Here is a 24,319-nt window from a genome sequence, read left to right as displayed (position 1 = left end):
GCTTTATGTAAAATCAGCTACAAATTGGCTTGGGCTTCATTGACCATATCTTTGAGCGCATCAATTAACAGTTGGTCGCGAGAATTTTGTTTAGCAAGTTTTAGTGCGAGTTTCATACTGGTAACGGCTTCTTTAAATTGTTTGTCAGCTGTGTACCCTTGTGATAATCGCATGTGGGAGTAGGCTGCATTTGGGTAACCGCGAGTAAAGTGTTTAAGCGTCGTTATCGCTTTTTTAGTATTACCAAACTTTTGCTGGCGGTGGGCAAATTCTACGTACACATCTTGTGGAATTTTAAGCTCAAATCCGTACTTATCGCTCAGTGCTTGGTAGTAACCGGTAATAAGCGATACATCAGCAAATTTTCCATGCTCGTCTGTTACTTTAAATATTAGGTCGCTAAACAAGTGAATCAGGCTATCGCTAATTGCTGGAAGTATGGTGCCCATATGACTTAAAGTAGGGTAATGCTTATATTCCCACTTTAGCTGTGTGGGCATTTGTTGTTCTAAATTTACTAACGTATTTAATGCGCCTGTATAAAAACGTGCGCCTTCACTCGCTACACTAATAAATAACTCTTGAGCACCTTTAGGGTTTCTAGTGTATTTAATAATATTATTTTTTAACTCTTCGTCACTCCACCAACTATTTGGGCTAATAGCGATGTAGTTGTTAAACAATTCAGGCTGATTAACTAAAGTATAAAGCGCTAATGTACCAGCGTTAGAGTGACCAATTAAAGTGTTGTAGCCGTTAGTTGAGTAATTATTGTTTATGTATGGCATGAGTTCATCAGACACAAACTTTAAAAATTTGTCGGTTTGCCCAGCGTCAGGCCATTTATTTTTAACAAAGGTTTGAAACTCCGTTTTAGGCTCACCCTCTACTTGAGGTAAGTAATCACGAACTCGGTTAGTTGTATCAATAGCAACAAGCATGGCATTAGGTATTTGCTCGTAATCAACAAGGGATTTTATAACGCCAGACGCCGTATGAAAGTGCTCAATACCATCAAGTAAATAAATAACATAAAGCGGCTGGTCGTCTTTTACAGTGTCAGGTATGAAGATGCTGATTGGCCTATCTTCGTTAAGTATTTTTGATTGTAGAATAACTTTTTTACCAACGGTTATGTCGGTTGTAGCGGTGTTTGAATAGCTAAAAAAAGAGGTGCTAAAAGTAAGTATCAAGGCAAGCGATAATAAAAGCTTCATAAATATCCTTATTTAATAATGTGTTGCTTAATAATTGCACGGCTTTAGGCTTGAGTAAACGTTTATATTTTAGGAGCACATACAGGGCTTTATTAATTAAAAGCTTTGATTTTTTTGTGCGAGCAAGCTCAGCGACTTCCAAAAAACGAAGGCACTTACTTTCAATTTACTTATTGATAGCGGGGCATCGAGTACCATCACCCAATAGCTTTAACACTTATCTATTAAAGCTTAAAAAACCTGCTTGCTTAATTATCCTACTAAGCGTAAAATGCGCGCTCATTTCGGCTTTTAAACTATTAATTCCTTGCCTTAAACCGACCGGCCGAAACGGTAGAAGGCTCTATTAACCGTAAGGAATATCCATGCGTCATTACGAAATCGTATTCATGGTTCACCCAGATCAGAGTGAGCAAGTTGCTGGTATGATCGAACGTTATACTGGTTCTATCACTGAAGCTGGTGGTTCAATCCACCGTCTTGAAGATTGGGGCCGTCGTCAATTGGCTTACCCAATTAACAAGCTTCATAAAGCTCATTATGTTCTTATGAACGTTGAAGCACCTACTGAAGTAATCAGCGAGCTAGAAACTACTTTCCGCTACAACGATGCAGTGCTTCGTAACTTAGTTATCCGCACTAAATCTGCAGTAACTGAAGCGTCTCCTCTTGCAAGAGAAGAGAAGAAAGAAGCACCAGCTGCTTAATTGTTTTGAGTCCAAGCATGGCGTTTAACTGGCGGTAAATATAAATGGTTAGCCCTTTTATGAATCAGCTGGTTTTATCTGGGGTAGTTTGTAAAACACCCAAGTTAAGCCAAAGCCCTGCTGGTATCCCGCATTGCATTTTTGTTTTAGAACATAAATCGATGCAAACCGAAGCAGACCTTAACCGTAATAGTTATGTAAAGCTTCAGGTTGTTGCCAGTGGAAAGCAAATGCAACAACAGACTCAACATTTGCACGTTGGGCAGGCATTGCAAGTGAGTGGTTTTTTAAATCGCCACGAAGGTCGTAACGGCCTTAGCCAATTGGTTTTGCATGCTCAGCATATAGAAAGAATTATTTGAGGAATTAATCTCATGGCACGTTATTTCAGACGTCGTAAGTTCTGCCGCTTTAAAGCGGAAGGCGTACAACAAATCGATTACAAAGATCTAGCTACTCTTAGAAACTATGTTACAGAAAGTGGCAAAATCGTACCTAGCCGTATTACAGGTACTAGCGCTAAATTCCAGCGCCAGCTAGCAACTGCTATTAAGCGTGCTCGCTACTTAGCCCTTCTTCCATACACTGACTTACATAAGTAAGCAGCGGATTAACAGTTTTTAAAAGGTGTAGAAACATGCAAGTTATTCTACTAGATAAGATCGCTAACCTAGGTAGCCTAGGTGAACAGGTTGTAGTTAAATCTGGTTTCGCACGTAACTTCCTTTTCCCTCAAGGTAAGGCAGTTCCTGCGACTAAAGCTAACATTGAAACGTTTGACGCTCGTCGCGCAGAACTTGAAGCGAAAATCGCTGAACAGTTAGTTGCTGCACAAGCACGCGCTGAAAAACTAGAAGCATTAGCAGAAGTTACTTTAGTATCTAAAGCTGGTGACGAAGGTAAGTTATTCGGTTCAATCGGTACTCGTGACATCGCTGACGCTATCTCAGCTGTTGGTGTTGAAGTTGCTAAGTCAGAAGTTCGTTTGCCTCTAGGTACTATCCGTGAGACTGGTGAATTTGACGTATCAATTTCTGTTCACACAGACGTAACGGCTACTATCAAAGTAATCGTAATCGCTGAAGCTTAATTTTTAATTAAGCGACAAAAGCCGTGCTTTTAGCACGGCTTTTTTGTGCCTAAAATTCAGTGTTTTTATTATTAATGTGGTACTGCCTCCTAATACTCTTCTTATTTAGAATTTAAATTCTTTAAATTTATTTTCATTTCATTCAAACCTTTTACCGCTGTTATTGCGTCTAACTTATCAATACACTTGAAATGGTACCAATACCATAATAATTAAAAGGTGATATCACGGATGTTACACGTTAAACCCGATCAACCCGCTGAGTGCGAAAATGCATTGATTGAGCGCGTAAAGTCGGGTGATCAAAGTGCATACACAATGCTTTACCAATTGCATATAAAGCGCGTTTACGGTTTGTGTTTGCGCTTATTAGCTGATCAGTCGCACGCTGAGGATGCTGCGCAAGAAGTGTTTGTTCAGGTGTGGCACAAAATAGCGATGTTTGATGGTCGTTCGCAGTTTTCTACTTGGTTATACAGTGTGGCGAGTAATATTGCGATTAACTACTTACGTAAACAAAAAAGCTGGGTACAAAAAGTCGTTAGCATTGAACAAGGCGGTATGGATGAGCAATCGGCTAAAGACTGTAAAGGCTTAAACGGCTTAGATAAGCTAATTGTTAGGTTACCTGAGCGTGCACGGATGGTATTTGTATTGTTTGCAGTAGAAGGTTATCGACATGAAGAAATAGCAGAGCAATTGGGTATTGCCGTTGGATCAAGCAAGTCACAATATCATCGAGCAAGGCAGTTATTACAAGAGTGGTATGAAAATGAATAAACCAAACTTTGACGACTTTTTAGATAAATCATTAAACACGCTTGATAAAGAGATAACGCCACAAAAAGATCTGTGGGCAGGTATAGAAAGAGCCATTGTAAATACCAATGAGCCTAAGCAATCAGCCGTTACTTTATGGCCAAAGTTAAGCGCAATGGCGGCATGTATCGTTGCTGCACTAGTGGCGCTCAATATGTTTGTAATCAACCCTAAACCACAACCGGTTGTGGCCATAAGTGACTATTTTGCGCAGCAAAAGCAAAGCTTACTGGTGCAGTATAAAAATCAAGACGCCCTAACCGATAATTGGCAAACACAATTACAAGAGCTTGAGGAGGCAGAGTATGCCATTAAGCAAGCACTTAAAAACGAACCCCAAAACCAGGCATTGCTAACAATGTTAGCGCAGATTTATCAACAACAACTTGATTTGATTAATAAGGTGCATGCACCTCGTTGGCAAAGTATTTAGGAGAAAAACATGAAAGCAATTTTACTAGGATTAAGCTTATTTCCACTTGCTGTACTTGCAGGGGAAAAAATTGATAAACAAATAGAGGTGCCAAAAGAGGGTACTGTTTTTATTGAGAATCAGCGTGGTGATGTAAGTATTGCTGGTTGGGATAAAAGCGAGTTTAAAGTAGTGGGCGAGCTTGACGATAAGGCAGAAGGTTTTGAGCTCGAAACAAGAGGCGACAATACATATTTTGTTGTGAAAATGCCACGTAAAATGGGCTGGGGCAGTAATGGCGATGGCTCTAAACTAACTATTTTTATGCCGCATAGCAGCGCATTAGACTTTCGTGGTGTTAATGTATCGGTAATAGCTAAAGCACTTAAAAATGGTGCAGAAGTAAATGTGGTTAATGGTGAAATTACCGCACAAAATTTAGCGGGTAATATTAAGCTAACCAGCGTTAACGGTGATGTGAATGCACAAAGCCTGAGCGGTAATATTCAATTTGAAACGGTAAATGGCGAAATAAATGATGAACAGTCTAATGGTGAGTTGCGCTTTAGCGCTGTGAATGGTGATATTAAGTCGTCATCAAGCGCGAGCGATGTTCGTCTTGAAAATGTGAACGGTGACATAAACTTTAAGCTGGCTAGCATCAAAAACCTACGTATAAACACTGTAAATGGTGAAGCTGAAGTTCGTATTGGTGAGCTACTAGACAGTGCAGATGTACGTTTTGAGTCCGTAAGCGGCGATGCAGAGTTTTTCTTCCCTGCTAATGTATCGGCTAAATTTGAGATTGAAGCCCATGCCAATGGCAAAATTATTAATGAGCTTAGCAATGACAAAGTAAAAAAAGCCAAATATGGCCCAGCCAGTGAGCTTGAGTTTGTTATTAATGGCGGCAATGCAGACGTTGAAATGGATACTATAAGTGGCCGTATTGAGCTTAAAAAGTAAACCGTAAACTTTTGAGTTACAAAAAGCAGGAAAAGATTTCCTGCTTTGCTATTTGCACAACCCCGGCAAGTCGATAGAATAGAGCCATTCAATTTTAGTACTGTGAAGTTATGGCCAAACCAGATAAGCAAGTCGATACCCTTAAAGTTCCTCCCCATTCAATAGAAGCTGAACAATCTGTTTTAGGTGGCTTAATGCTTGATAACCAAGCATATGACCGCGTAGCCGAACTTGTTGTATCTCAAGATTTTTATACTCGTACGCACAAGCTTATTTTTGAAGCAATGACAGAGCTTGCAGAGTTGGGTGATCCAATCGATTTAATTACGATTTCTGAAAGCCTTGAAAAAAATAATAAACTGGCAGGAATTGGTGGTTTTGCTTACTTAGCCGAAATAGCCAAAAATACACCGAGTGCCGCTAATATCGATGCGTACGCTAATATTGTGCGAGAGCGTGCGGTTGTGCGTGAAATGATTGGTGTAGCAAATGAAATAGCCGAGGCCGGTTTTAATACCGAAGGGCGTACAAGCCATGACTTATTAGATTTTGCCGAGAGTAAAGTATTTAAAATTGCTGAGCAGCGTTCAAAAAGCACCGAAGGTCCGCAAAGCATACACAACATACTCGAAAAAACTGTTGATAAAATAGAAGAGCTATACCAATCTCCGCAAGATGGTGTAACAGGCGTAAGTACCGGCTATGCTGACTTAGATAAAATGACCACAGGTTTACAGCCTTCAGATTTAATTATTGTTGCAGCACGTCCTTCAATGGGTAAAACCACCTTTGCGATGAACCTTGCAGAGCATGCTGCAATGACACAAGACAAGCCTGTGCTTATTTACTCATTAGAGATGCCCTCTGAGCAAATCATGATGAGGATGCTGGCATCACTTGGTCGTATTAACCAAACTAAGGTACGTACTGGTCAGCTAGACGATGATGATTGGGCGCGTCTTTCATCAACCATGGGCTTGTTGATGGAAAAAGGTAAAATGTACGTTGATGATGCATCAGGGTTAACACCTACCGATGTTCGTTCACGTGCACGTCGTATTGCGCGCGATCATGGTGGTATCAGTATGATCATGGTTGATTACCTTCAGCTTATGCGTGTGCCGAGCTTGTCGGATAACAGAACCCTTGAAATTGCAGAGATTTCACGCTCTCTTAAGTCACTAGCAAAAGAATTAAAATGTCCGGTTGTTGCGCTTTCGCAGCTAAACCGTACGCTTGAGCAACGTGCTGATAAACGCCCAATTAACTCAGATTTACGTGAATCTGGCTCGATAGAGCAGGATGCCGATTTAATCATGTTTATATACCGTGATGAAGTCTACAACGAAGACAGTACTGAAAAAGGCATCGCCGAAATCATCATAGGTAAACAGCGTAACGGTCCAATTGGTAAGGTGCGCTTGACGTTCCAAGGGCAGTTTTCTCGCTTTGATAACTACGCAGGTCCTGCGATGGATGACGAGTATTAATGCGCTTAGCGACTGCTGAAATTAATTTAACGGCACTTGCGCATAATTTAGCGCAGGTAAAGCGTTTTGCACCAAACAGTAAAGTTATGGCGGTATTAAAAGCCAATGCTTATGGCCATGGTTTGGTTAAAATTGCACAACATTTAAATGATGCAGACGCATTTGCAGTAGCACGTATAGATGAAGCTTTAGCGCTTCGAGCTGGCGGGTTAACAAAACCGATTGTGTTACTTGAAGGCTTTTTTAATAAAGACGATTTACCTATTTTATTGGCCAATAACTTTCAAACTATTATTCATGATGAGTATCAGCTTGCCGCTTTAGAAGAGGCTGAGCTTGAAGCGCCTTTATTGTGTTGGCTTAAAGTAAATACCGGTATGCATCGCCTGGGTATTGCCCCAGAGCAGTTTGATGAATTTTATAAGCGCCTGCAAAAAACACCCAATGCCAATAACACCGTTAATTTAATGACCCACTTTGCATGCGCGGACGATGTAAATAACACCAAGACAGCACAGCAAATTTCACAGTTTGACTGCCTAGTAAATAATATTAACCAAGCACATTGCTTATCTAACTCGGCGGGCATTATTGCTTGGCCGAATGCTCATGGCGATTGGGTACGCCCTGGTTTAATGTTATATGGGGTATCACCTATGGCAAACGCATTGGGTGAGCAGCACCAGCTTAAACCCGTTATGCGATTAACGACACGTGTTATAGCAGTGCGCCATGTTCCAGCTAACGAGGCCGTAGGATATGGTGGGCGTTGGAAAAGCGATAAAGCGACTCAATTAGCTGTGGTTGCTATGGGATATGGTGACGGTTACCCGCGACATGCAAAAGAGGGTACACCAGTGGTTATTGGCAAGCAGCGCTATGGTATTGTAGGTAGTGTGGCAATGGATATGATTAGCGTAGACATAGGCCAAAACGAGCACGACATAAAAGTAGGTGACAGAGTCACAATGTGGGGCCCAGAGCTACCAGTAGAAGAAATAGCACAGTGTGCCGATACCATTCCTTACGAACTTTTGTGTAATATTACACCGCGCGTAAGTTATGAGTATCAGCCATAATTAGATAGTGATAATTACTCTTTAATAAAGTAAATATCACTAAAGCCCATGCGGGCAAATTCTTGATCACGAAAGTTACGAACAGAAGCTGACCCTTTAGAGGTCATTTCTATTTGCTGTACCATGCTTAAGTAATTCGTTAAATCAATGCCTTCGGCAGCAGCAATTGCTTGATACATGTCGTGGTATTTATCTTTAGCAAAATTTATTTCGCGCGGTTGGTTTTTAAATTTATAGGTTATTCTGCGTGCCATATTACGCTCATTGTAATTGAGTATTAAAGCGATTTTACACTGTATTTAGTAGCGGCTCTAGCATTGAATGACACGATATAACTAGGCACTCAAACCATAGGGTTAATAATGAAATTATCAGTAGAGATTAGTAAGTACCCACTTCACCAAGATTACATTCCTTTTATCAAAGGCTTTATTGATCGATTAAACGAATACGATGGTTTAAAAGTGATTACTAATACACTATCGACACAAATTTTTGGCGATTATGATTTAGTGATGCAAGTACTCAATACCGAAATTAAACGTTCATACGAAGAGTTTGGCAAAGCTATTTTTGTGTGTAAGTTTTTGTCTGGCGATTTATCGCCTCAGTAGTTTTTTCGCCACAATTTAACGGTAACAGCACACTATGGAATTTATAACAAAAACGTTAAGCGGTTTTACTGCCATGTCGCACTGGGAATATATTGCGGTTGTGTTATCAATTGCTTATTTATTGTTGGCGATAAAAGAAAGCCTGTGGTGCTGGCCTGCTGCGTTTTTTAGTACGCTAATTTATACTATTATGTATTGGAATGGCGCATTGCTAATGGAGTCATTACTCAACTTTTATTACATGTATATGGCTGTATTTGGCTGGGTTGTGTGGCGAAAAGGCAAAGCTAATAATAACAACCTGAGTATTAGTTCTTGGTCTATGGAACGTCATGCGCTTTTAATCATACTTACCTCTATTGCGGCAACAGGCATTGGGTATTTTATGACTAACTATACGCATGCTGATTTTGCCTACCTCGATAGCTTTACAACCTGTTTTGCCGTTGTGACGACTTACTTAGTTGCCAAAAAAATCCTTGAAAACTGGTTGTATTGGATAGTCATAGACGCAGCGTCTATGTATTTATATTACGAAAAAGGCTACTACCCAACATTAGCGCTTTTTGTGTTTTACACCATTATGGCAGGGTGGGGATTTAAAACCTGGTATGAAGAATACGAGCAAAGCCAAGCTAAGCCACTCGCACAGCTTTAATTTATGAGTGATTACAATGCACTTATAAACAAATGCCGTGCGTTTATAGCACCAAGTAGCGTTATTTCATGCGTGCCTTTATCACAAGGTTTAAGTAACGAAAATGTGTTAATAAATACGACTCAAGGGAAGTATTTATTAAAGCGTTACAAAGACCATTGGCCAGAATATGCCTTAGAGGCACAGCGTCGCCTGAGTGCGTCAAATATATGTCCTTCCCCCGTATGGCTTGATAAACAAAATCAACTGGCTGTGTTTAATTACTTTGACGGTAGTACCGCAAATAGTCTATCAATCGACGACGTGATTAAAAAACTTGCCACTGTCCATGCTTACTCAGTTAGCACTGAGCCAATGAACGTAGCCCAAGAGCTAAGCTGTTATAAATGTTCACTAGTGTATTTGGAGCATCAGCAGCAAATTAGTGCAGCGGTTAACTTTATTACGGCCATGCCTATCGATCTTGGTTTTTGCCACAACGATTTAATTAAAGATAATTTAATAGTGAATGAGTCAGGCAGCTACTTAATTGATTTTGAGTACGCTAAAACTAACGACGTGTATTTTGATTTAGCGGCGCTAAGTGTTAGCTTTGAGCTAAATAAAAATAATGATGATGCGTTATTAAATAGTTACGCTAAATATAAAGATAAACAGGTAGGGTTTGTAACATCAACCGATAAGCTTAATTGTTATAAGCTGTTATTTTTGGTTTTAAGTATTGGTTGGTATGAGCAGCGCGACATAAGAGCTCCAGCAAAAAAATTACGCGCGCAGCTGCTAAAACTTATTGCAGCATGTGGCTTTTAAAGGCCACCAAAACGCGCTGCTAACTCTTTATATTTTGCTACTTCATCTGCATCAAACTGCGGTTCGCCGTTTTCATCTTCTGACTTAGCGATTAATAAACTTTCACGTGCAAGACGTTTTACGCGCTCTTCTTTTACACCTAAAAATTCTGCAACTTGCTCCGTAGACATCAAACTCATTATTAATTCCTCTTTTAAATATTTTCATTACTGTGACAATGATAGTTAAAATGTTGCTAAAGCGTAACTATTTTTATCGAATATTAATAAATAACGCGTTTTTATAAAATAGTCACATGTTTTATTCAAAAGTGCCTAATTAGTAATCATATAAACTAATGTCGCTAGCATTTGTGTAAAGATGGCTTTATCATTAGCGCATGCTAACACATTGATATCGCGAGTTGATGTGGCGGCAGCAAATGTGCTCTCGTGGTGAAATGGATATCACGTGGCCCTCCGGAGGCTGAGTTGTAGGTTCGATCCCTACCGAGAGCGCCATTTGATTTAACTAGGCCAAAAACTTACCTGTGTTTTACTCCCTTTCTAATTATTAACCACCTTGCTTAAATAGACTTTACTGCCTATTGTTTTGATTATGATAGATATCTAATTATGCCATTGGTGCGTTGTGTTTGTGTTACTCAAATACATCAATAGAACAAAGGTGTATTAATACATTCGTACTTTCGGGAAACACAGTGAATGGATAGTATTGAGCAGCTTAAATTTGATCTGGCAAAGGCAGATGCCAAAATATCTGAGCTAGAAAAAAACGCCTGTTGTAATGATTTATTTATACATATATTTAACTCTTCCCCTGTCCCATTTGTCTTAAATGACGCTCATAACACTATTGTCCATGCTAATGATACGTTCGTTAATATGTTTGGTTATAGAGCAAGCGATATACCCACATTAGATGAATGGTGGGGCATAGTACTTCCTAATAGCCATTATCGCGACTGTGTGATGAACTTGTGGCACAAAAAATTAAACGATGCAAAAAAAATGAATACTCGCTTTGTGCCAATGCAGCTAACTATACAGTGCAAAGACGGGTGTAAACGTATTGTACTTGGCAGTGCCGTTCCTTTAAAAAATGGGGATGCCAGTATTACATTAAATATTTTTTATGATATTACTGAACTTGAGTATGAAAATGGCCAAATAGGTGAGCTATCTAATATCATTACTGAATTAACCCTTTCTTTAGAACAGCAAAAAAACGATCTCATACTCGAAAAACAAAAAGCCTCAGTAAACACAGAGCGGTTAAGTTTAGCCATGAAGGGCGCTAATGATGGACTTTGGGATTGGGATATTGCTAACGAAAAAATGTATTACTCACCGCGATGGAAATCGATGTTGGGGTATAAAGAAGACGAGCTTACAAATAGTTTTGCTACATGGGAAAGGCTTGTTCACCCTGACGATCTAGCTCCAGCAGTTGCTAAAATCCATTCGTTTATGGAATCTAAAACTAAGCACTATGAAGCTGAGTTTAGAATGCGCCATAAAAATGGTAGCTATGTAAATATTTTGTCTCGTGCTTTTGTTGTTGAAAGTGAGGAAGGTGAAATTACTCGTTTAGTGGGCACTCATGTAGATATTACAGCAAGAAAAAAATCAGAAGAAAAACTCAGCTACCAATCATCTCATGATTCACTCACTGGTTTAGCAAATAGAAGAGAGTTTAAGCGTCGCGTTGAGCTTTTATTGTCAGTAGCTGCTGAAAAACGAGTTGATCATGCTTTATGTTATATGGACCTTGATCAATTTAAAGTAGTGAATGACACCTGTGGTCATTTAGCTGGCGATGAATTACTTCGTCAGCTCGGTTCTTTATTGCAAAAAGTAGTAAGAAAAACAGATGTGGTAGCACGCCTCGGGGGGGATGAGTTTGCTGTATTGATGGAAAACTGCTCATTTGATAACGCCCATCGTGTAACTAGCCTAATTCAAAAAGAAATTGAGGATTATAGATTTGTTTGGGAAGGTCGCAGCTTTCGTATAGGTGTAAGCATGGGGTTGATCCAAATTACCGATAAATATGTGGATTTTACAGAGGTGCTAAAGTTAGCTGATGTTGCTTGTTATATAGCAAAGGAGAAGGGACGAAATAGAATCCATGTTCATTATGATGATGACGAAGAGCTCGCAGTGCGCCAAGGCGAGATGCAGTGGGTAAATAGAGTTCAAGATGCAATAGATGAAAACCGCTTTAAAATATACGCACAATTAATTGAGCCACTCGCTTGCGATAAAAATAAACATTATGAATTGCTATTGCGCATGGTCGATGATCAGGGAGGTATAATTCCTCCGGGTGCTTTCTTACCTCCTGCAGAGCGCTATCAACTGATTGTTAAAGTAGATAGTTGGATGATTGAAAACGCATTTAAGATGATTCTAAATAACCCTAACTTTCTCAAAGGGGTTAACTTCTTGTCTATTAACCTTTCAGGACAGTCACTTACTAATGAGGACTTTTTAATATTTGTTACAGAGCAACTTACCCTTTTGGGTGAGCATAGTGAAAAGATCTGTTTTGAAATAACCGAAACAGCCGCCATTTCAAACCTAGAACTTGCCAGTAAGTTTATTTCCCAACTAAAGGTGCTAGGGTGCTGTTTTGCACTTGATGACTTTGGAAGTGGTTTATCATCATTTGGATATTTGAAGAACCTCAAAGTTGATTATCTTAAAATAGATGGGATTTTTGTAAAAGATATTGAGGTTGATCCGATTGATCATGCAATGGTGAAATCAATAAATGAGATTGGCCACGTTATGGGTATGAAAACTATTGCTGAGTTTGTCGAAACTTCACGAATTAAGCAAACTCTATTAGAAATGGGCGTAGATTACGCGCAGGGTTATGCTGTACATAAACCACAGCCAATAGAGGAACTATTAAAATAATTAGCTTCGAGCAACTAGATTAAAGCCACCTAATTAATAGCGTGGTAAATTTATTTAAATGTACTTTTTTAAGTGAGTGATAAGCAATCCTTTATAGTCATTTATTAACGTAAATGAAACAAATGTTAGACTTGTACAGGTGTAAAATGCTATCAATGGTGTTTAATTACCTATTTTAAATACCTTTATGCTTATTACTCTACCTATCACTGAACTTGTTCCCGGCATGTATGTCGATAGCGTAACTAAGCAACATGAAGGTGTTAATGGAATAAAAATTAAAACCAGTGGTTTGGTTCGTGAAAAATCGATTATAAAACGTTTAGCGACAGAAGGCGTGCTTGAGCTATTAATTGATTTTACTAAAGGCGATGTAGCCATCCCCGCTAAGTACAAGCCAACTTCCAAGTCCCCTGTAAAAAATAAAAATTTAGCGTCTACAAGACTAAGTGATCAAACAAAGGCAAAGCCTGCCAAGGATAAATCAAAACTCGTAAATACACCTGCAAGTATAACGCTTGAGCAAGAGTTTGCTGCAGCCAGTGAAGGTTACGAGCGCCATAGTAAAAAATTAAAGTCGCTATATGGAGATATAACCGCAGGCATGGCCGTTAATGTAAAAGTACTTGATGAAATAGCCGGTGAGATAGTTAGCTCCGTTTTTCGAAATACCAACGCTATGACCATACTTACGCGCGTAAAAGACAAGCACAATTATAACTGGCGACATATGATCAATTGTGCCATTTTTACCGCCGTGTTTGCTAAGTACTTAGGTTACAAGCAAGGGGTTGTTCAACAATTGGCAATGGGCGCATTACTCCATGATTTAGGCCAAGCTAAAATACCACAAGGTATACTATCAAAACCCTCTAAGCTGACCGAATTTGAAATGAGCGCGGTAAAAAAGCATGTATCTCAAGGGCTGATATTAGCAAAAGAGGAAGAGGGTGTAACGCCACTCATGTTAGACATGATAGTAAATCATCATGAGCGATTAGATGGCTCAGGTTACCCCAGAGGTGTAAGTGATCAAAAGCTCAGTCGTGCTGCCCGTATTATGGCTATTGTTGATGTATATGATGCGATGACCGCTGATAAGCTATACAAAGAAGGCGATGAGCCTATTAATGCATTACGTTACTTATTGGCTAGCAACAAGTTATTTGATGCTGAGTTAGTGCAGCGCTTTATAAAGTGTTTAGGTGTCCACCCTGTGGGAAGTATTGTTAAATTAACTAACGAGCGTTTAGCAATCGTGTTAGAGGGAAATACCCAAAACCCTATTAAGCCAAAAGTTAAATTATTTTATAATGCAAAGCATAATCATCACGTAACGCCTAAAGATATAGATTTGAGTACCGACAACCAAGAGCTTAAAATTTTAGCGAGTGTAAAGCCCATGGATTATCAAATTAACTTATCTCGTTTGTTAAAAGATCATCTTCTCGTTTAGCCTTAATACATTGTCGCTTTTGGTTTGCCTGAGCTGATATAAACGCGCCTAAAAAACAACTTCCCATTAGTACCAACCACAACAAAGTGCCAAGCTCTACATGTAAAGCTGTGCAGCAAAATATGAGCGATACAACAGCATTTAACATAGCGCCTAGCCAGTAACGATTAACAGGGTTGTCGCATTGTCCGGCCTGTGTGCATGCGCAGTAATTTGCCTTGTAAAAGAAAAATACACTGGCTCCACAAAAAATGAGACCCACCATAATTAGAACAATCAGCACAGTTTTAACCCGTTGGTTATTTTAAAAAGAGTTTAAAATGCGGCGTAATTTATGTCAATCTAAATGATAATTAATTACATTTAGAGTAATTGCTCTAATAACACATTTCTTGTCCGATGAGTTTTAAATAGTTGTTAAAATGTAGTTAAAAAACGTGTTTTTTAGGTGTTTTTGGTGTGATCATGAAGTTTTTTTCTAAAAATTAATGTAGTGTAGCCGGGTTTTGAATATAAGTAACAACACACATAGCTACCCAAACAGTGAGTTTGGTTAAGGACACAACAATGAAATTTTCTAAAACGCTTATCGCAGCCTCGCTTGCATTTGTTTCAGCTGACTCTTTTGCAGCTGCGTTTCAATTAGCTGAGCAAAACGCATCAGGTTTAGGCCGTGCTTATGCTGGTGAAGCATCTATCGCAGACGACGCGTCTGTTGTTGCACGTAACCCTGCTTTAATGACTTTATTTAAAGATAAGCAACTAAGTGTTGCTGCTATAGCCGTTGTTCCAGATGTTAGCCTTGAGGGCACTGGTACAAACAATGGCATCGACCCGAATGCATTAGATGACGACAGCATTGCGCCTAGCGCCGTTATTCCAGCAACTTATTTCACTATGCCAGTAAACGACAGAGTATCAGTTGGTTTTGGCGCATTTGCTAACTTTGGTTTAGCAACAAAATTTGATGACGACTACGCGGCAGGTCAAATTGCGGGCGAAACAGAAATTGTAACCGTAAATATGAACGCAAGCGTTGCCTATAAAGTAAGCGAGCAGTTCAGCTTTGGTATTGGCTTAAATGCAATTTATGCAGAAGCTAAAATTATTCGCAAGTTTGGTGCTTCAGCTTTACCAATCCCTGCTTCAACGGATGCAGTAAACCTTGAAGGTGATGATATTGGTTACGGCTTAAATGTTGGTTTAATGTACCAATTAGACGAAAACAGTCGTTTTGGTTTTAACTACCGTACAGAAACTGACATCACGTTTGAAGGTGAATACTCAAACGAGCTTCCTTCTGCATTTATTCCTGGTGGATTAGACGGACAGCTTGAACTTCCAGGTTCGGTTGAAATAACGCTACCTGCTATTGCTGAGTTTTCTGGTTCACATCAGTTAGACGAAAAATTAGGCTTACATTACAGTGTATTGTGGACTGGCTGGAGCAGCTTTGATTCATTAGAAGCACAAGTAACAGCACCAACGGGTGATAAGTTTAGCGCATTTGAAAAAACAGAAGATTTCTCTGATGCACTTCGTTACTCAGTAGGTACTGACTACCAGTACAACGAAAACCTATTGTTACGTGCAGGTATTGCGTTTGACGAGTCGCCTGTATCACAACAGCATTTATCAATCTCGATTCCAGACACAGACCGCTTTTGGTTCTCTTTTGGTGGTAACTACATCATCGATAAAAACTCAAACGTTGATTTAGGCGTGAGTATTATTCGTGGTAAAACACAAAACTACACTGAAAAAGATAACTTAGGCTCGCAGTGGTCTTTTGAATCTAAAGGTCATGCTACGCTTATTGGCGCGCAGTACAACTACACGTTTTAATGTAAAAGTGCTTTTAGCTTAATCATTAGGCACAAAAAAAGCCGCTCACTTTTATTAAAGTGAGCGGCTTTTTAATGCCTGCTAAATTGCTTTAGCAGGCAGGTGACTAAAATTATAAGCTTTCAATCTTCGTTTTTTGCTCAAGCAGCTTAGTTTTAGCATCGGTGAATTCAGCTAACTTAGCGTTTTCTTTTGCAAGAACGGCTTCTGGTGCATTGTTTACAAACTTTTCGTTAGCGAGTTTGTTTTGCACTTGCGCTAGGCCTTTTTCTGCTTTTTCGAGTTGCTTGTTGATACGTGCAAGCTCTGCTTCAACATCAATTAAGCCCGCCATTGGGATCATAATTTCAAGGTTGCCAACATAAGAGGTTGCACACGCTGGTGCGTCGTCTTTGTTTTCAAGCATTGTAAACTCTTCAAGCTTAGCCAATGATGCCAAGAACGATTTATTTTCTTCAATACGGCGCACATCTTCGCTCGATGCATTGGCAAGTAATACGCTCAGTGGCTTGCTTGGGCTAATATCCATTTCACCACGAATGTTACGAATAGCTAAAATGAATTGTTTAACCCACTCTAAGTCTTCCATCGCTTTGGCATCAACGCTTGCTTCATTATAAACAGGGAAGCCTTGTACCATAATGCTAGTGCCCGCTGTTTCAAGGCCTGCAAGTGGTGCAACACGTTGCCAAATAGTTTCTGTGATGTATGGCATCATTGGGTGCATTAAGCGCAGTAGGCTTTCTAGTACCGTAATGAGTGTATTACGTGTACCGCGCTGCTGTGCTTCACTGCCTTTAAATAATACAGGCTTAGTTAGCTCTAAGTACCAGTCACAGAACTGGTTCCATGTGAATTCGTAAAGCGTGTTTGCTGCTAAATCGAAGCGGTAGTTATCAAGGTGCTCAGTGTAGGTTTTAACGGTGGCTTCATATTGGCCTAAAATCCAACGATCGGCTAACGAATACTCTTTTTGTGCATCGTTTGCAAAACCACAGTCTTGCTCTTCCGTGTTCATTAATACGTAACGGCTCGCGTTCCATAGTTTATTACAGAAGTTACGGTAACCTTCAAGGCGGTTCATATCCCAGTTAATATCACGACCGGTAGATGCCATTGCTGCAAGGGTAAAGCGAAGCGCATCGGTACCGTGTGCTTCAATACCATTTGCAAATACTTTGCGCGTGTCTTTTTCAATTTTAGCGGCAAGTTTAGGCTGCATCATGTTACCAGTACGCTTTTGTACTAGGTCTTCAAGCTCAATGCCGTCAATCATGTCTAGCGGGTCAAGTACGTTACCTTTTGACTTAGACATTTTATCGCCGTTGTCGTCACGTATTAGGCCAGTAACATACACTGTTTTAAACGGCACTTGTGGTTTACCATTTTCATCTTTTATAAAGTGCAGCGTCATCATGATCATGCGCGCAACCCAGAAAAAGATAATGTCAAAACCCGTTACTAACACGTCAGACGGGTGGAAGGTTTTTAAATCATCGGTGTTTTCTGGCCAACCTTGCGTTGAGAACGTCCAAAGTGCTGACGAGAACCAGGTATCAAGTACATCTTCGTCTTGGCTAAGTGCTACGCTATCTGCAATGTTGTTATCGCGGCGAACTTCCGCTTCGTCGCGACCAACGTATACGTTGCCTTCGCTGTCGTACCAAGCTGGAATACGGTGACCCCACCAAAGCTGACGTGATATACACCAATCTTGTACGTCGTTCATCCATGAAAAGTACATATTTTCGTATTGCTTAGGCACAAATTGAATGTCGCCGTTTTTAACTGCATCTTTAGCAGGTTCTGCAAGTGGCGCAACACGTACATACCATTGGTCGGTAAGTAGTGGCTCAATGACCACACCAGAGCGGTCGCCGTAAGGAACAGTTAGGCCGTGATCTTCAATTTTTTCAAGTAGGCCAAGTTCTTCAAATTCAGCCACAATCGCTTTACGCGCTGCAAAACGATCAAGCCCATGAAAACGCGCTGGAATTGGCGCATCAAGCTCAAGCTCTTTGCCGTCAAAGGTGTAAGTTTCACCTTGCGTTAAAATAGCGGCGTCTTTATCGAAAATATTGATCATTGGCATTTTGTGACGCTTACCAACTTCGTTATCGTTAAAGTCGTGAGCTGGGGTTATTTTTACACAACCTGTGCCTTTATCTTTATCGGCGTGTTCATCAGCAACAATGGTAATACGGCGATTAACGATAGGTAATAAAATGTCTTTACCAATTAAATCTGTGTAGCGCTCGTCATCTGGGTTTACTGCAACACCTGAGTCGCCTAGCATAGTTTCTGGGCGCGTAGTTGCGACTACAATGTAGTCTTTACCGTCTTGTGTTTTAACGCCATCGGCTAGTGGGTAACGTAAGTTCCACATGTGGCCTTGTTTGTCTTTGTTTTCAACTTCAAGATCAGAAATAGCAGTGTGTAATTTTGGATCCCAGTTTACTAGGCGTTTACCACGGTAAATTAGGTTTTCTTTATGAAGGCGAACAAATACCTCTTTAACCGCTTCAGATAAACCATCGTCCATCGTAAAACGTTCACGGTCCCAATCAACTGATGCGCCAAGACGACGAAGCTGTTTAGTGATTGTGCCGCCCGATTCGTTTTTCCATTCCCAGATTTTATTAATAAAATCTTCGCGGCCTAAATCGTGGCGTGTTTTACCTTCTTCAGCATGCAGTTTACGCTCAACCAACATTTGCGTTGCGATACCTGCGTGGTCAGTACCTACTTGCCATAATGTGTTGTTACCTTGCATACGTTTAAAACGCGTAAGGGTATCCATTATTGTATCTTGGAAAGCGTGGCCCATGTGTAAGCTACCCGTGACATTTGGCGGCGGGATCATAATAGAATACGGTACGCCTTGGCCAGATGGCTTAAAGTAGCCTTTTTGTTCCCAGTCTTGATATAGAGACTGTTCAATATCTTGCGGATTGTAGGTTTTATCCATTACACAGAACCTTAAATAAGTACTTAAATTAGTTGGTTAGTTTGCCTGAGTGGCTAGCTATTAATATCTTGCGTGGTGAGATTGGCACCGAGTTGGCGTAGCTTTTTAAAACGCTCGCGGGCTGCTTGTTTAGCAACAGGTTCTACGGGGACAAAATCAAAAACTTGGTTAAATCGGCGAATATAATCAGGTAGCTGAGTGGCCAAGTTTATTAAAACTTTTCGGTTGCCAACAGGTGGCGTAATACCAATTTCAACAGGGGCTCCGCCTTTAGGGCCTTCACCTTGTAAATTGTGTGGTACAAAACTGTCTGGGTCGAATGCCCAAATAATTTCATCAATGGCACAGGCTGTATCGTTATCGTTTACACAAATAAATACACGTTGCCCATTACGATACTGATCGGCCGCTATTTGTGCAGCCAAAGCAAAATGATCATCAGCCTGGGCTTTAGACTCATCTTGTTGCTTTAGAACGAAAAATTTAGCGTTCATGTTCATTGTATCGGGCTTTCCCATGGCATTGAATGTGTACTAGATTAATACACATAAATTAAGAGGCAGATTTTGCCATATAACGGGGTTTGCTTCAATTAATACACAAATAAATAAGGCGCCTAGTGGCGCCTTATTTTGAACTAAACAGGTAATTAATCGTGTGCTGCTTCGCTTACACCCGCTCTGTTCAATAAATACTGAGTTAGCATAGGAACAGGGCGTCCTGTTGCGCCTTTATTTGCACCACTTCGCCATGCAGTACCCGCTACATCTAAATGCGCCCAATTATATTTTTTGGTGAACTTAGATAAAAAACACGCTGCGGTAATTGTGCCTGCCGCGCGCCCACCTAAGTTAGTAAAATCAGCAAATGGGCTTTCTAGTTGGTCTTGGTAATCGTCCCACAGTGGTAGCTGCCATGCACGGTCGCCACTTTGCTCAGACGCTTTCAATAAGTCGTGGGCAAGGGGGTTATGGTTTGCAAGCAAGCCTGTTGCATGAGCACCTAATGCAACAATACATGCACCTGTAAGGGTGGCTACATCTATGACGGTATCTGGGTCAAAACGCTCTACGTAGGTTAACGCATCACATAATACTAAACGACCTTCAGCATCGGTATTAAGTACTTCAACCGTTTGCCCCGACATCGTTGTTAAAATATCACCTGGTCGGTAAGCATTTGAACTAGGCATGTTTTCACAACCAGCTAAAATACCTATTACGTTTATAGGTAATTGCATTTGTGCCAAAGCGCGCATTGCACCTATAACACCTGCAGCACCGCCCATATCGTATTTCATTTCATCCATGGCTTCGCCAGGTTTAATTGAAATACCGCCGGAGTCAAAGGTTAAACCTTTACCAACTAACACAATTGGCGCTTGCTCGTCGCTTGCACCTTTGTAGTTAATAACCGACATAACAGATTCGTTATCACTACCACGGCCAACCGCTAAGTACGAGTTCATACCAAGCTCAGCCATTTTTTCTTCGCCAATAATATCAACGGTGATGTTATCAAAATTGGTAGCTAGCTCTTGCGCTTGTTCGCCTAAATACGCAGGGTTACAAATGTTGGGTGGCATGTTCGCAACGTCTTTACACAACTTGCTGCCAGCAGCGATAGCTAAACCGTGCTCAATCGCACTTTCACCAATAGTGAGTTCGCGGCGCGTGGGTACGTTAAATACAATTTTTCGAAGTGGGCGACGCGGGTCTACTTTTTTACTTTTAAGTTGATTAAACGTGTATAAGCAATCTTGCGTTGTTTCTACGGCTTGGCGTACTTTCCAATAAGTATCTCGGCCTTTTACGTGTTGCTCTGTTAAAAAGCATACCGCTTCCATAGAGCCTGTATCGTTTAGGGTATTTATTGTCTTAGAGATAATTTGTTTGTATTGCTTGTCATCAAGCTCGCGCTCTTTACCGCAACCTACAAGCAAAATACGCTCGCTTAACACGTTAGGGACATGGTGCAATAATAAAACTTGGCCAGGTTTACCCTCTAGGTCGCCACGGCGAAGTAAATTTGAAATATAACCATCACTGATTTTATCGAGTTGTTCACCAATGGGGGATAACCTGCGTGGTTCGTACACGCCAACGACAATACATGCGCTGCGTTGTTTTTCTGGGCTACCACTTTTTACGCTAAATTCCATTGTTGCTCCTGGTTGTGAGTCATTTAAACTAATAAATAAGGCCAAAAATAATATTTTCTAGTCTTAGTAGCTAAGCTTATGTAGAGATAATACTCATTTTAGCTGATTTTTACCGACTCTTACTGTGTAATTGAACTTTATATGCTTAAGGGCTACTAATGCAACATTATATCTTGCACTTAGGTAGGATAATTAATTTTGATGGCTTATAATAATAGCCTATTTGTCGGTATAAACTGTGCAAAATAGCTATTTAACTATTCGACACTCACTATTGTAGTGAAATACTAAGTTTAACAGGGGCGAGCATTGCTTATTTTTCGTTATTTGACCGCTGAGGTTTTAAAATCGCAGGTCGCCGTATTTTTAACTTTAATGACCATTTTTTTATCACAAAAGCTGGTGGTTATTTTAGGTGACGCATCAGAGGGAAGCATTCCTGCTCAATTAGTGCTGTCGATGATTGCGTTAAAGTTACCACAACTTGCCTCGTTAATTCTTCCATTGAGTATATTTTTAGGCATTATTTTAGCGTATAGCCGTATTTACGCCGACAGCGAAATGACGGTATTAAAAGCATGTGGTGTGAGCGAATGGTATGTAGTGCGTGTAACTTTAATATCAAGCGCAGGTTTAGCGCTTTTGGCTGGCGCATTAACTATGTACCTAGCACCGTGGGCCAGTGAGCAAGAGTATCAATTAAAAGAACAAGCTAAAGCTGACGCTGGGCTGTCAGCATTAAGAGCCGGTCGTTTCCAAGAAACAGGTAACGAAAAAGCCGTGGTGTTTATTCATAATATTGAAAATGGTGGCAAAGAGCTAAACAAAGTGTTTGTTGCACAGCTACCAAATAGTGATAACGATGAATTAGCTCGACTAGTATACGCAGAGCAAGGCGTAGTAATTGAAGCGCAAAACGGTGAGCAACAGTTAGTGTTAACCGATGGGAAACGATACGAAACCGACGCAACAACACCAGCATTAAACCTGACCGAGTTTGATGGCTACAGTGTGCAAATTCGTGAACAAGAAATAGAACACCAACGCCGTAAGTTAGAAGCTGTGCCGACTAATCAGTTGCTTGCTATTAATACGCCTGAGTCTATTGCTCAATGGCAGTGGCGTATTGCTATTCCTCTTTCTATTCCACTGCTTACTTTACTAGCAGTGCCGTTAAGTGTGGTTAATCCTCGTCAAGGTAAATTTGCTAAATTGGTACCCGCTATAAGTTTGTATCTTGGGTATTTTATTTTATTAAATGCCGCAAAGTTCGCGATAGAAGATGGCAAAATACCACCGTCAATCGGGCTTTGGTGGATTCACTTGAGTGCCTTATTTATTGGTGGCTTATTAATTATTAAAGGCCGCCCAATAGGCGCTTTGCTTAAAGCTGTTGTCACTAAGCGGGAGTTAAGCTCATGATGAAAACACTCGACTGGTATTTAGGCCGCAGCATTTTACAAACAACAGGCTTTGCTTTGTTGGTTTTAGTTGGCATCAGTACCTTAATTAAATTTATTGAACAGTTAAAATCGGTCGGGCGTGGTAGTTACGATTTGATTACCGCCATGCTGTATACGCTGTACAGTATTCCTGGTGATTTAGTGGTGTTTTTCCCTATGGCTGCGCTCATTGGGGGCTTAACAGGGCTTGGTGCGCTTGCTTCAAATAGTGAATTAGTGGTTATGCAAGCTGCGGGTATGTCACGGTTGCAAATTATTGGTTCGGTGATGAAAACCGCCATGTTTATGGCCATTTGTATGATGGCGCTTGGCGAATGGGGAGCACCAGAGGCACAGTTACGTGCAAAAGAAATGCGAAACCAAGCTATACATGGCGGAGATGTGTTTAGCGCACAAAAAGGGGTTTGGGCGAAAGATGGAAATAACTTCATAAATATAGAAGATGTGGATGAAAGCGGTAAGCTTAACGGTTTGCACATGTACTATTTTGATAGCTCACTTGAACTTACTCAAATTACTAAAGCTAAAGAGGCAATTAGCCGAAAAGATGGGTGGCTTTTACGTGATGTAAACAAAGTCATTATTACGGATGAGTTAATTACAACTGAACTACACCCAGAAGAGTTTTACCCATCGCAACTAACCGCTGAAAAGTTAGGTGTTGTATCTGTAAAGCCAGAATCGCTGTCATTTACAGGGCTATGGTCGTACTTAAGCTACTTAGAGCAAAATGAGCAAGATACCAGTACTTATGATCTTGCTCTTTGGCGAAAGTTTATGCAACCCGTGTCGGTTGCGGTTATGTTATTGGTTGCGCTTTCTTTTATATTTGGCCCATTACGTACTGTAACTATGGGCGCACGAATAATTATGGGTGTTGTAACAGGCATTGTATTTCATTTAACAAACGAGATATTTGGTCCCGTGGTAATGGTTTACCAAATACCTGCCATAATTGGCGCCGTGCTGCCTAGTGTTATTTTTATAGGCTTTGCGACCTACTTAATGAATAAACGGGTATAAGCGATTATATCTAAAAATAAAAAAGGGTGACTAGTAAGTCACCCTTTTTTGTTTTTAGAGGTTTTATTACTGTGTATATATTAATCGAGCTCGCGGTATATACGTTTGTTCTCTTCTTTTGAAAGAGCAACAACCTCTGTTTTAGATAAGTAATCTTGTAACGCTTTTTTGTTTTTAAAATCAACTAACACAACTAAGTTACCTAAACCAAGTAACGCGCCCATGCAGCGAATAACTGATTGCGACCAACTAATTAAATTGCCATCGTTAGTTTGTACTCTTAATCGCCACGCTCGCATACCAATTGTTTGACCACTTTTGGTCCAAAAGTAACTAAAAAATATAACATTTACGCCCACAAACAACGCACTGCGAATGCCATCTAGTAAAGGTGAATTTTCTATAAATGCAGCAGGGTCTTGACCTTCGGTTTGTTCAATAAGGCCCGTAGAAATTAAAACTTGAATTGCAGCAAAGTACAAAATAGCGGTTAGCATAGATAATGAAATGACGACTAAAGAGTCGTATATTAGCGACGCAAAACGGCGCCAAAAACCAGCACGTGGAAACTCACCCGACATAAAAATACTCTCACTGTTAATGTGTGGCTAGTTTAG

25 protein-coding genes and 1 tRNA gene are annotated in these 24,319 nt (G+C 40.3%); 18 read left to right on the top strand and 8 right to left on the bottom strand.

What is annotated here, in order from left to right:
- Window positions 1–17: 17 nt before the first annotated feature.
- The gene (locus tag RF53_RS17825) at window positions 18–1,217 is read right to left on the bottom strand and encodes an alpha/beta hydrolase-fold protein (RefSeq protein WP_039038450.1); all 1,200 of its coding nucleotides are present in this window, start codon (window positions 1,215–1,217) and stop codon (window positions 18–20) included.
- Window positions 1,218–1,582: 365 nt separating this feature from the next.
- Here RF53_RS17825 and rpsF point away from each other — a divergent pair, with 365 nt between their 5' ends.
- The 9 genes from rpsF to alr all read left to right on the top strand — a co-directional run bounded on the left by rpsF (window position 1,583) and on the right by alr (window position 7,780).
- Window positions 1,583–1,924 (top strand): 30S ribosomal protein S6, encoded by a 342-nt coding sequence (gene rpsF, locus RF53_RS17815; RefSeq protein ID WP_006793724.1) that lies wholly within the window; start codon window positions 1,583–1,585, stop codon window positions 1,922–1,924.
- Window positions 1,925–1,968: 44 nt separating this feature from the next.
- Window positions 1,969–2,286 (top strand): primosomal replication protein N, encoded by a 318-nt coding sequence (gene priB, locus RF53_RS17810; protein ID WP_006793722.1) that lies wholly within the window; start codon window positions 1,969–1,971, stop codon window positions 2,284–2,286.
- Between the two features lie 12 nt (window positions 2,287–2,298).
- Window positions 2,299–2,526, top strand: a complete 228-nt coding sequence (gene rpsR, locus RF53_RS17805; protein WP_006793721.1) for a 30S ribosomal protein S18 — start codon at window positions 2,299–2,301, stop codon at window positions 2,524–2,526.
- Between the two features lie 35 nt (window positions 2,527–2,561).
- On the top strand, window positions 2,562–3,014 hold the full coding sequence (gene rplI, locus RF53_RS17800; protein ID WP_006793720.1) for a 50S ribosomal protein L9: 453 nt from the start codon (window positions 2,562–2,564) through the stop codon (window positions 3,012–3,014).
- Window positions 3,015–3,245: 231 nt separating this feature from the next.
- The gene (locus RF53_RS17795; RefSeq protein WP_039038449.1) at window positions 3,246–3,794 is read left to right on the top strand and encodes an RNA polymerase sigma factor; all 549 of its coding nucleotides are present in this window, start codon (window positions 3,246–3,248) and stop codon (window positions 3,792–3,794) included.
- Entirely contained in the window at window positions 3,781–4,266 is a 486-nt protein-coding gene (locus RF53_RS17790; RefSeq protein ID WP_039038448.1) for a hypothetical protein, read from the top strand. Before RF53_RS17795 ends, RF53_RS17790 begins: the two co-directional genes overlap by 14 nt.
- Before the next feature lie 9 nt (window positions 4,267–4,275).
- Complete coding sequence (locus RF53_RS17785; RefSeq protein WP_039038447.1) at window positions 4,276–5,211, top strand: DUF4097 family beta strand repeat-containing protein; 936 nt, start codon at window positions 4,276–4,278, stop codon at window positions 5,209–5,211.
- 110 nt (window positions 5,212–5,321) lie between these two features.
- On the top strand, window positions 5,322–6,701 hold the full coding sequence (dnaB, locus tag RF53_RS17780) for a replicative DNA helicase (RefSeq protein WP_006793716.1): 1,380 nt from the start codon (window positions 5,322–5,324) through the stop codon (window positions 6,699–6,701).
- On the top strand, window positions 6,701–7,780 hold the full coding sequence (alr, locus tag RF53_RS17775) for an alanine racemase (protein WP_039038446.1): 1,080 nt from the start codon (window positions 6,701–6,703) through the stop codon (window positions 7,778–7,780). Before dnaB ends, alr begins: the two co-directional genes overlap by 1 nt.
- Window positions 7,781–7,794: 14 nt before the next feature.
- Here the strand turns inward: alr and RF53_RS17770 are convergent, their stop codons facing one another.
- Window positions 7,795–8,034: a DUF2960 domain-containing protein gene (locus RF53_RS17770; RefSeq protein ID WP_006793714.1), complete on the bottom strand. Its 240-nt coding sequence runs from the start codon at window positions 8,032–8,034 to the stop codon at window positions 7,795–7,797.
- 108 nt (window positions 8,035–8,142) lie between these two features.
- On the opposite strand from RF53_RS17770, the gene RF53_RS17765 reads away from it, so the two are divergent.
- The 3 genes from RF53_RS17765 to RF53_RS17755 are packed head-to-tail and all read left to right on the top strand — an operon-like array spanning window position 8,143 to window position 9,862.
- Window positions 8,143–8,394: a YkoF family thiamine/hydroxymethylpyrimidine-binding protein gene (locus RF53_RS17765; protein ID WP_006793713.1), complete on the top strand. Its 252-nt coding sequence runs from the start codon at window positions 8,143–8,145 to the stop codon at window positions 8,392–8,394.
- Between the two features lie 34 nt (window positions 8,395–8,428).
- Window positions 8,429–9,052, top strand: coding sequence for a nicotinamide riboside transporter PnuC (gene pnuC, locus RF53_RS17760; protein ID WP_008131932.1), 624 nt, complete (start codon window positions 8,429–8,431; stop codon window positions 9,050–9,052).
- 3 nt (window positions 9,053–9,055) lie between these two features.
- Complete coding sequence (locus RF53_RS17755) at window positions 9,056–9,862, top strand: phosphotransferase (protein ID WP_039038445.1); 807 nt, start codon at window positions 9,056–9,058, stop codon at window positions 9,860–9,862.
- On the opposite strand, the gene RF53_RS17750 is transcribed toward RF53_RS17755, so the two are convergent.
- Window positions 9,859–10,041: a hypothetical protein gene (locus tag RF53_RS17750; protein ID WP_006793710.1), complete on the bottom strand. Its 183-nt coding sequence runs from the start codon at window positions 10,039–10,041 to the stop codon at window positions 9,859–9,861. The two genes, RF53_RS17755 and RF53_RS17750, sit on opposite strands and share 4 nt — an antisense overlap.
- 246 nt (window positions 10,042–10,287) lie before the next feature.
- Between RF53_RS17750 and RF53_RS17745 the strand changes: the two genes are divergently transcribed.
- The 3 genes from RF53_RS17745 to RF53_RS17735 all read left to right on the top strand — a co-directional run bounded on the left by RF53_RS17745 (window position 10,288) and on the right by RF53_RS17735 (window position 14,242).
- Window positions 10,288–10,362, top strand: a tRNA-Arg gene (locus RF53_RS17745).
- Window positions 10,363–10,566: 204 nt separating this feature from the next.
- Window positions 10,567–12,786, top strand: coding sequence for an EAL domain-containing protein (locus RF53_RS17740; RefSeq protein WP_039038444.1), 2,220 nt, complete (start codon window positions 10,567–10,569; stop codon window positions 12,784–12,786).
- 187 nt (window positions 12,787–12,973) lie between these two features.
- A complete protein-coding gene (locus tag RF53_RS17735) occupies window positions 12,974–14,242 on the top strand; it encodes an HD-GYP domain-containing protein (RefSeq protein ID WP_039038443.1) in 1,269 nt (422 codons plus the stop codon).
- On the opposite strand, the gene RF53_RS19640 is transcribed toward RF53_RS17735, so the two are convergent.
- Window positions 14,202–14,525: a hypothetical protein gene (locus RF53_RS19640; RefSeq protein ID WP_082014454.1), complete on the bottom strand. Its 324-nt coding sequence runs from the start codon at window positions 14,523–14,525 to the stop codon at window positions 14,202–14,204. The genes RF53_RS17735 and RF53_RS19640 overlap by 41 nt on opposite strands.
- 284 nt (window positions 14,526–14,809) lie before the next feature.
- Here RF53_RS19640 and RF53_RS17730 point away from each other — a divergent pair, with 284 nt between their 5' ends.
- Window positions 14,810–16,087, top strand: coding sequence for an outer membrane protein transport protein (locus RF53_RS17730; RefSeq protein WP_039038442.1), 1,278 nt, complete (start codon window positions 14,810–14,812; stop codon window positions 16,085–16,087).
- Window positions 16,088–16,199: 112 nt separating this feature from the next.
- Here the strand turns inward: RF53_RS17730 and RF53_RS17725 are convergent, their stop codons facing one another.
- From RF53_RS17725 to pepA, 3 genes are all read right to left on the bottom strand, one after another.
- The gene (locus tag RF53_RS17725) at window positions 16,200–19,055 is read right to left on the bottom strand and encodes a valine--tRNA ligase (protein ID WP_010557833.1); all 2,856 of its coding nucleotides are present in this window, start codon (window positions 19,053–19,055) and stop codon (window positions 16,200–16,202) included.
- A gap of 53 nt (window positions 19,056–19,108) precedes the next feature.
- Window positions 19,109–19,555, bottom strand: a complete 447-nt coding sequence (locus RF53_RS17720) for a DNA polymerase III subunit chi (RefSeq protein WP_006793705.1) — start codon at window positions 19,553–19,555, stop codon at window positions 19,109–19,111.
- A gap of 149 nt (window positions 19,556–19,704) precedes the next feature.
- Complete coding sequence (pepA, locus tag RF53_RS17715; RefSeq protein ID WP_010557831.1) at window positions 19,705–21,216, bottom strand: leucyl aminopeptidase; 1,512 nt, start codon at window positions 21,214–21,216, stop codon at window positions 19,705–19,707.
- Between the two features lie 309 nt (window positions 21,217–21,525).
- Here pepA and lptF point away from each other — a divergent pair, with 309 nt between their 5' ends.
- Window positions 21,526–22,638, top strand: a complete 1,113-nt coding sequence (lptF, locus tag RF53_RS17710) for an LPS export ABC transporter permease LptF (RefSeq protein WP_006793703.1) — start codon at window positions 21,526–21,528, stop codon at window positions 22,636–22,638.
- Entirely contained in the window at window positions 22,635–23,702 is a 1,068-nt protein-coding gene (lptG, locus tag RF53_RS17705; RefSeq protein WP_008131921.1) for an LPS export ABC transporter permease LptG, read from the top strand. Before lptF ends, lptG begins: the two co-directional genes overlap by 4 nt.
- Window positions 23,703–23,782: 80 nt before the next feature.
- On the opposite strand, the gene RF53_RS17700 is transcribed toward lptG, so the two are convergent.
- Window positions 23,783–24,283 carry an RDD family protein gene (locus tag RF53_RS17700; protein WP_006793701.1) on the bottom strand — a complete coding sequence of 167 codons (501 nt, stop codon included), beginning with the start codon at window positions 24,281–24,283 and terminating at the stop codon, window positions 23,783–23,785.
- Window positions 24,284–24,319: the final 36 nt, after the last annotated feature.

The organism is Pseudoalteromonas sp. ECSMB14103, from assembly GCF_000813065.1.
GTDB classification, from domain to species: Bacteria; Pseudomonadota; Gammaproteobacteria; order Enterobacterales; family Alteromonadaceae; genus Pseudoalteromonas; species Pseudoalteromonas marina.
The sequence above is the reverse complement of the archived record's forward strand: the minus strand, read 5'-3'. Positions and strand labels throughout refer to the sequence as shown.

What these genes read in the sequence shown, in the direction of transcription:
- RF53_RS17825 (WP_039038450.1), bottom strand. Translation starts at nt 1,217, where the DNA reads ATGAAGCTTTTATTATCGCTTGCCTTGATACTTACTTTTAGCACCTCT.
- rpsF (WP_006793724.1), top strand. Translation starts at nt 1,583, where the DNA reads ATGCGTCATTACGAAATCGTATTCATGGTTCACCCAGATCAGAGTGAG.
- priB (WP_006793722.1), top strand. Translation starts at nt 1,969, where the DNA reads ATGGTTAGCCCTTTTATGAATCAGCTGGTTTTATCTGGGGTAGTTTGT.
- rpsR (WP_006793721.1), top strand. Translation starts at nt 2,299, where the DNA reads ATGGCACGTTATTTCAGACGTCGTAAGTTCTGCCGCTTTAAAGCGGAA.
- rplI (WP_006793720.1), top strand. Translation starts at nt 2,562, where the DNA reads ATGCAAGTTATTCTACTAGATAAGATCGCTAACCTAGGTAGCCTAGGT.
- RF53_RS17795 (WP_039038449.1), top strand. Translation starts at nt 3,246, where the DNA reads ATGTTACACGTTAAACCCGATCAACCCGCTGAGTGCGAAAATGCATTG.
- RF53_RS17790 (WP_039038448.1), top strand. Translation starts at nt 3,781, where the DNA reads ATGAAAATGAATAAACCAAACTTTGACGACTTTTTAGATAAATCATTA.
- RF53_RS17785 (WP_039038447.1), top strand. Translation starts at nt 4,276, where the DNA reads ATGAAAGCAATTTTACTAGGATTAAGCTTATTTCCACTTGCTGTACTT.
- dnaB (WP_006793716.1), top strand. Translation starts at nt 5,322, where the DNA reads ATGGCCAAACCAGATAAGCAAGTCGATACCCTTAAAGTTCCTCCCCAT.
- alr (WP_039038446.1), top strand. Translation starts at nt 6,701, where the DNA reads ATGCGCTTAGCGACTGCTGAAATTAATTTAACGGCACTTGCGCATAAT.
- RF53_RS17770 (WP_006793714.1), bottom strand. Translation starts at nt 8,034, where the DNA reads ATGGCACGCAGAATAACCTATAAATTTAAAAACCAACCGCGCGAAATA.
- RF53_RS17765 (WP_006793713.1), top strand. Translation starts at nt 8,143, where the DNA reads ATGAAATTATCAGTAGAGATTAGTAAGTACCCACTTCACCAAGATTAC.
- pnuC (WP_008131932.1), top strand. Translation starts at nt 8,429, where the DNA reads ATGGAATTTATAACAAAAACGTTAAGCGGTTTTACTGCCATGTCGCAC.
- RF53_RS17755 (WP_039038445.1), top strand. Translation starts at nt 9,056, where the DNA reads ATGAGTGATTACAATGCACTTATAAACAAATGCCGTGCGTTTATAGCA.
- RF53_RS17750 (WP_006793710.1), bottom strand. Translation starts at nt 10,041, where the DNA reads ATGAGTTTGATGTCTACGGAGCAAGTTGCAGAATTTTTAGGTGTAAAA.
- RF53_RS17740 (WP_039038444.1), top strand. Translation starts at nt 10,567, where the DNA reads ATGGATAGTATTGAGCAGCTTAAATTTGATCTGGCAAAGGCAGATGCC.
- RF53_RS17735 (WP_039038443.1), top strand. Translation starts at nt 12,974, where the DNA reads ATGCTTATTACTCTACCTATCACTGAACTTGTTCCCGGCATGTATGTC.
- RF53_RS17730 (WP_039038442.1), top strand. Translation starts at nt 14,810, where the DNA reads ATGAAATTTTCTAAAACGCTTATCGCAGCCTCGCTTGCATTTGTTTCA.
- RF53_RS17725 (WP_010557833.1), bottom strand. Translation starts at nt 19,055, where the DNA reads ATGGATAAAACCTACAATCCGCAAGATATTGAACAGTCTCTATATCAA.
- RF53_RS17720 (WP_006793705.1), bottom strand. Translation starts at nt 19,555, where the DNA reads ATGAACATGAACGCTAAATTTTTCGTTCTAAAGCAACAAGATGAGTCT.
- pepA (WP_010557831.1), bottom strand. Translation starts at nt 21,216, where the DNA reads ATGGAATTTAGCGTAAAAAGTGGTAGCCCAGAAAAACAACGCAGCGCA.
- lptG (WP_008131921.1), top strand. Translation starts at nt 22,635, where the DNA reads ATGATGAAAACACTCGACTGGTATTTAGGCCGCAGCATTTTACAAACA.
- RF53_RS17700 (WP_006793701.1), bottom strand. Translation starts at nt 24,283, where the DNA reads ATGTCGGGTGAGTTTCCACGTGCTGGTTTTTGGCGCCGTTTTGCGTCG.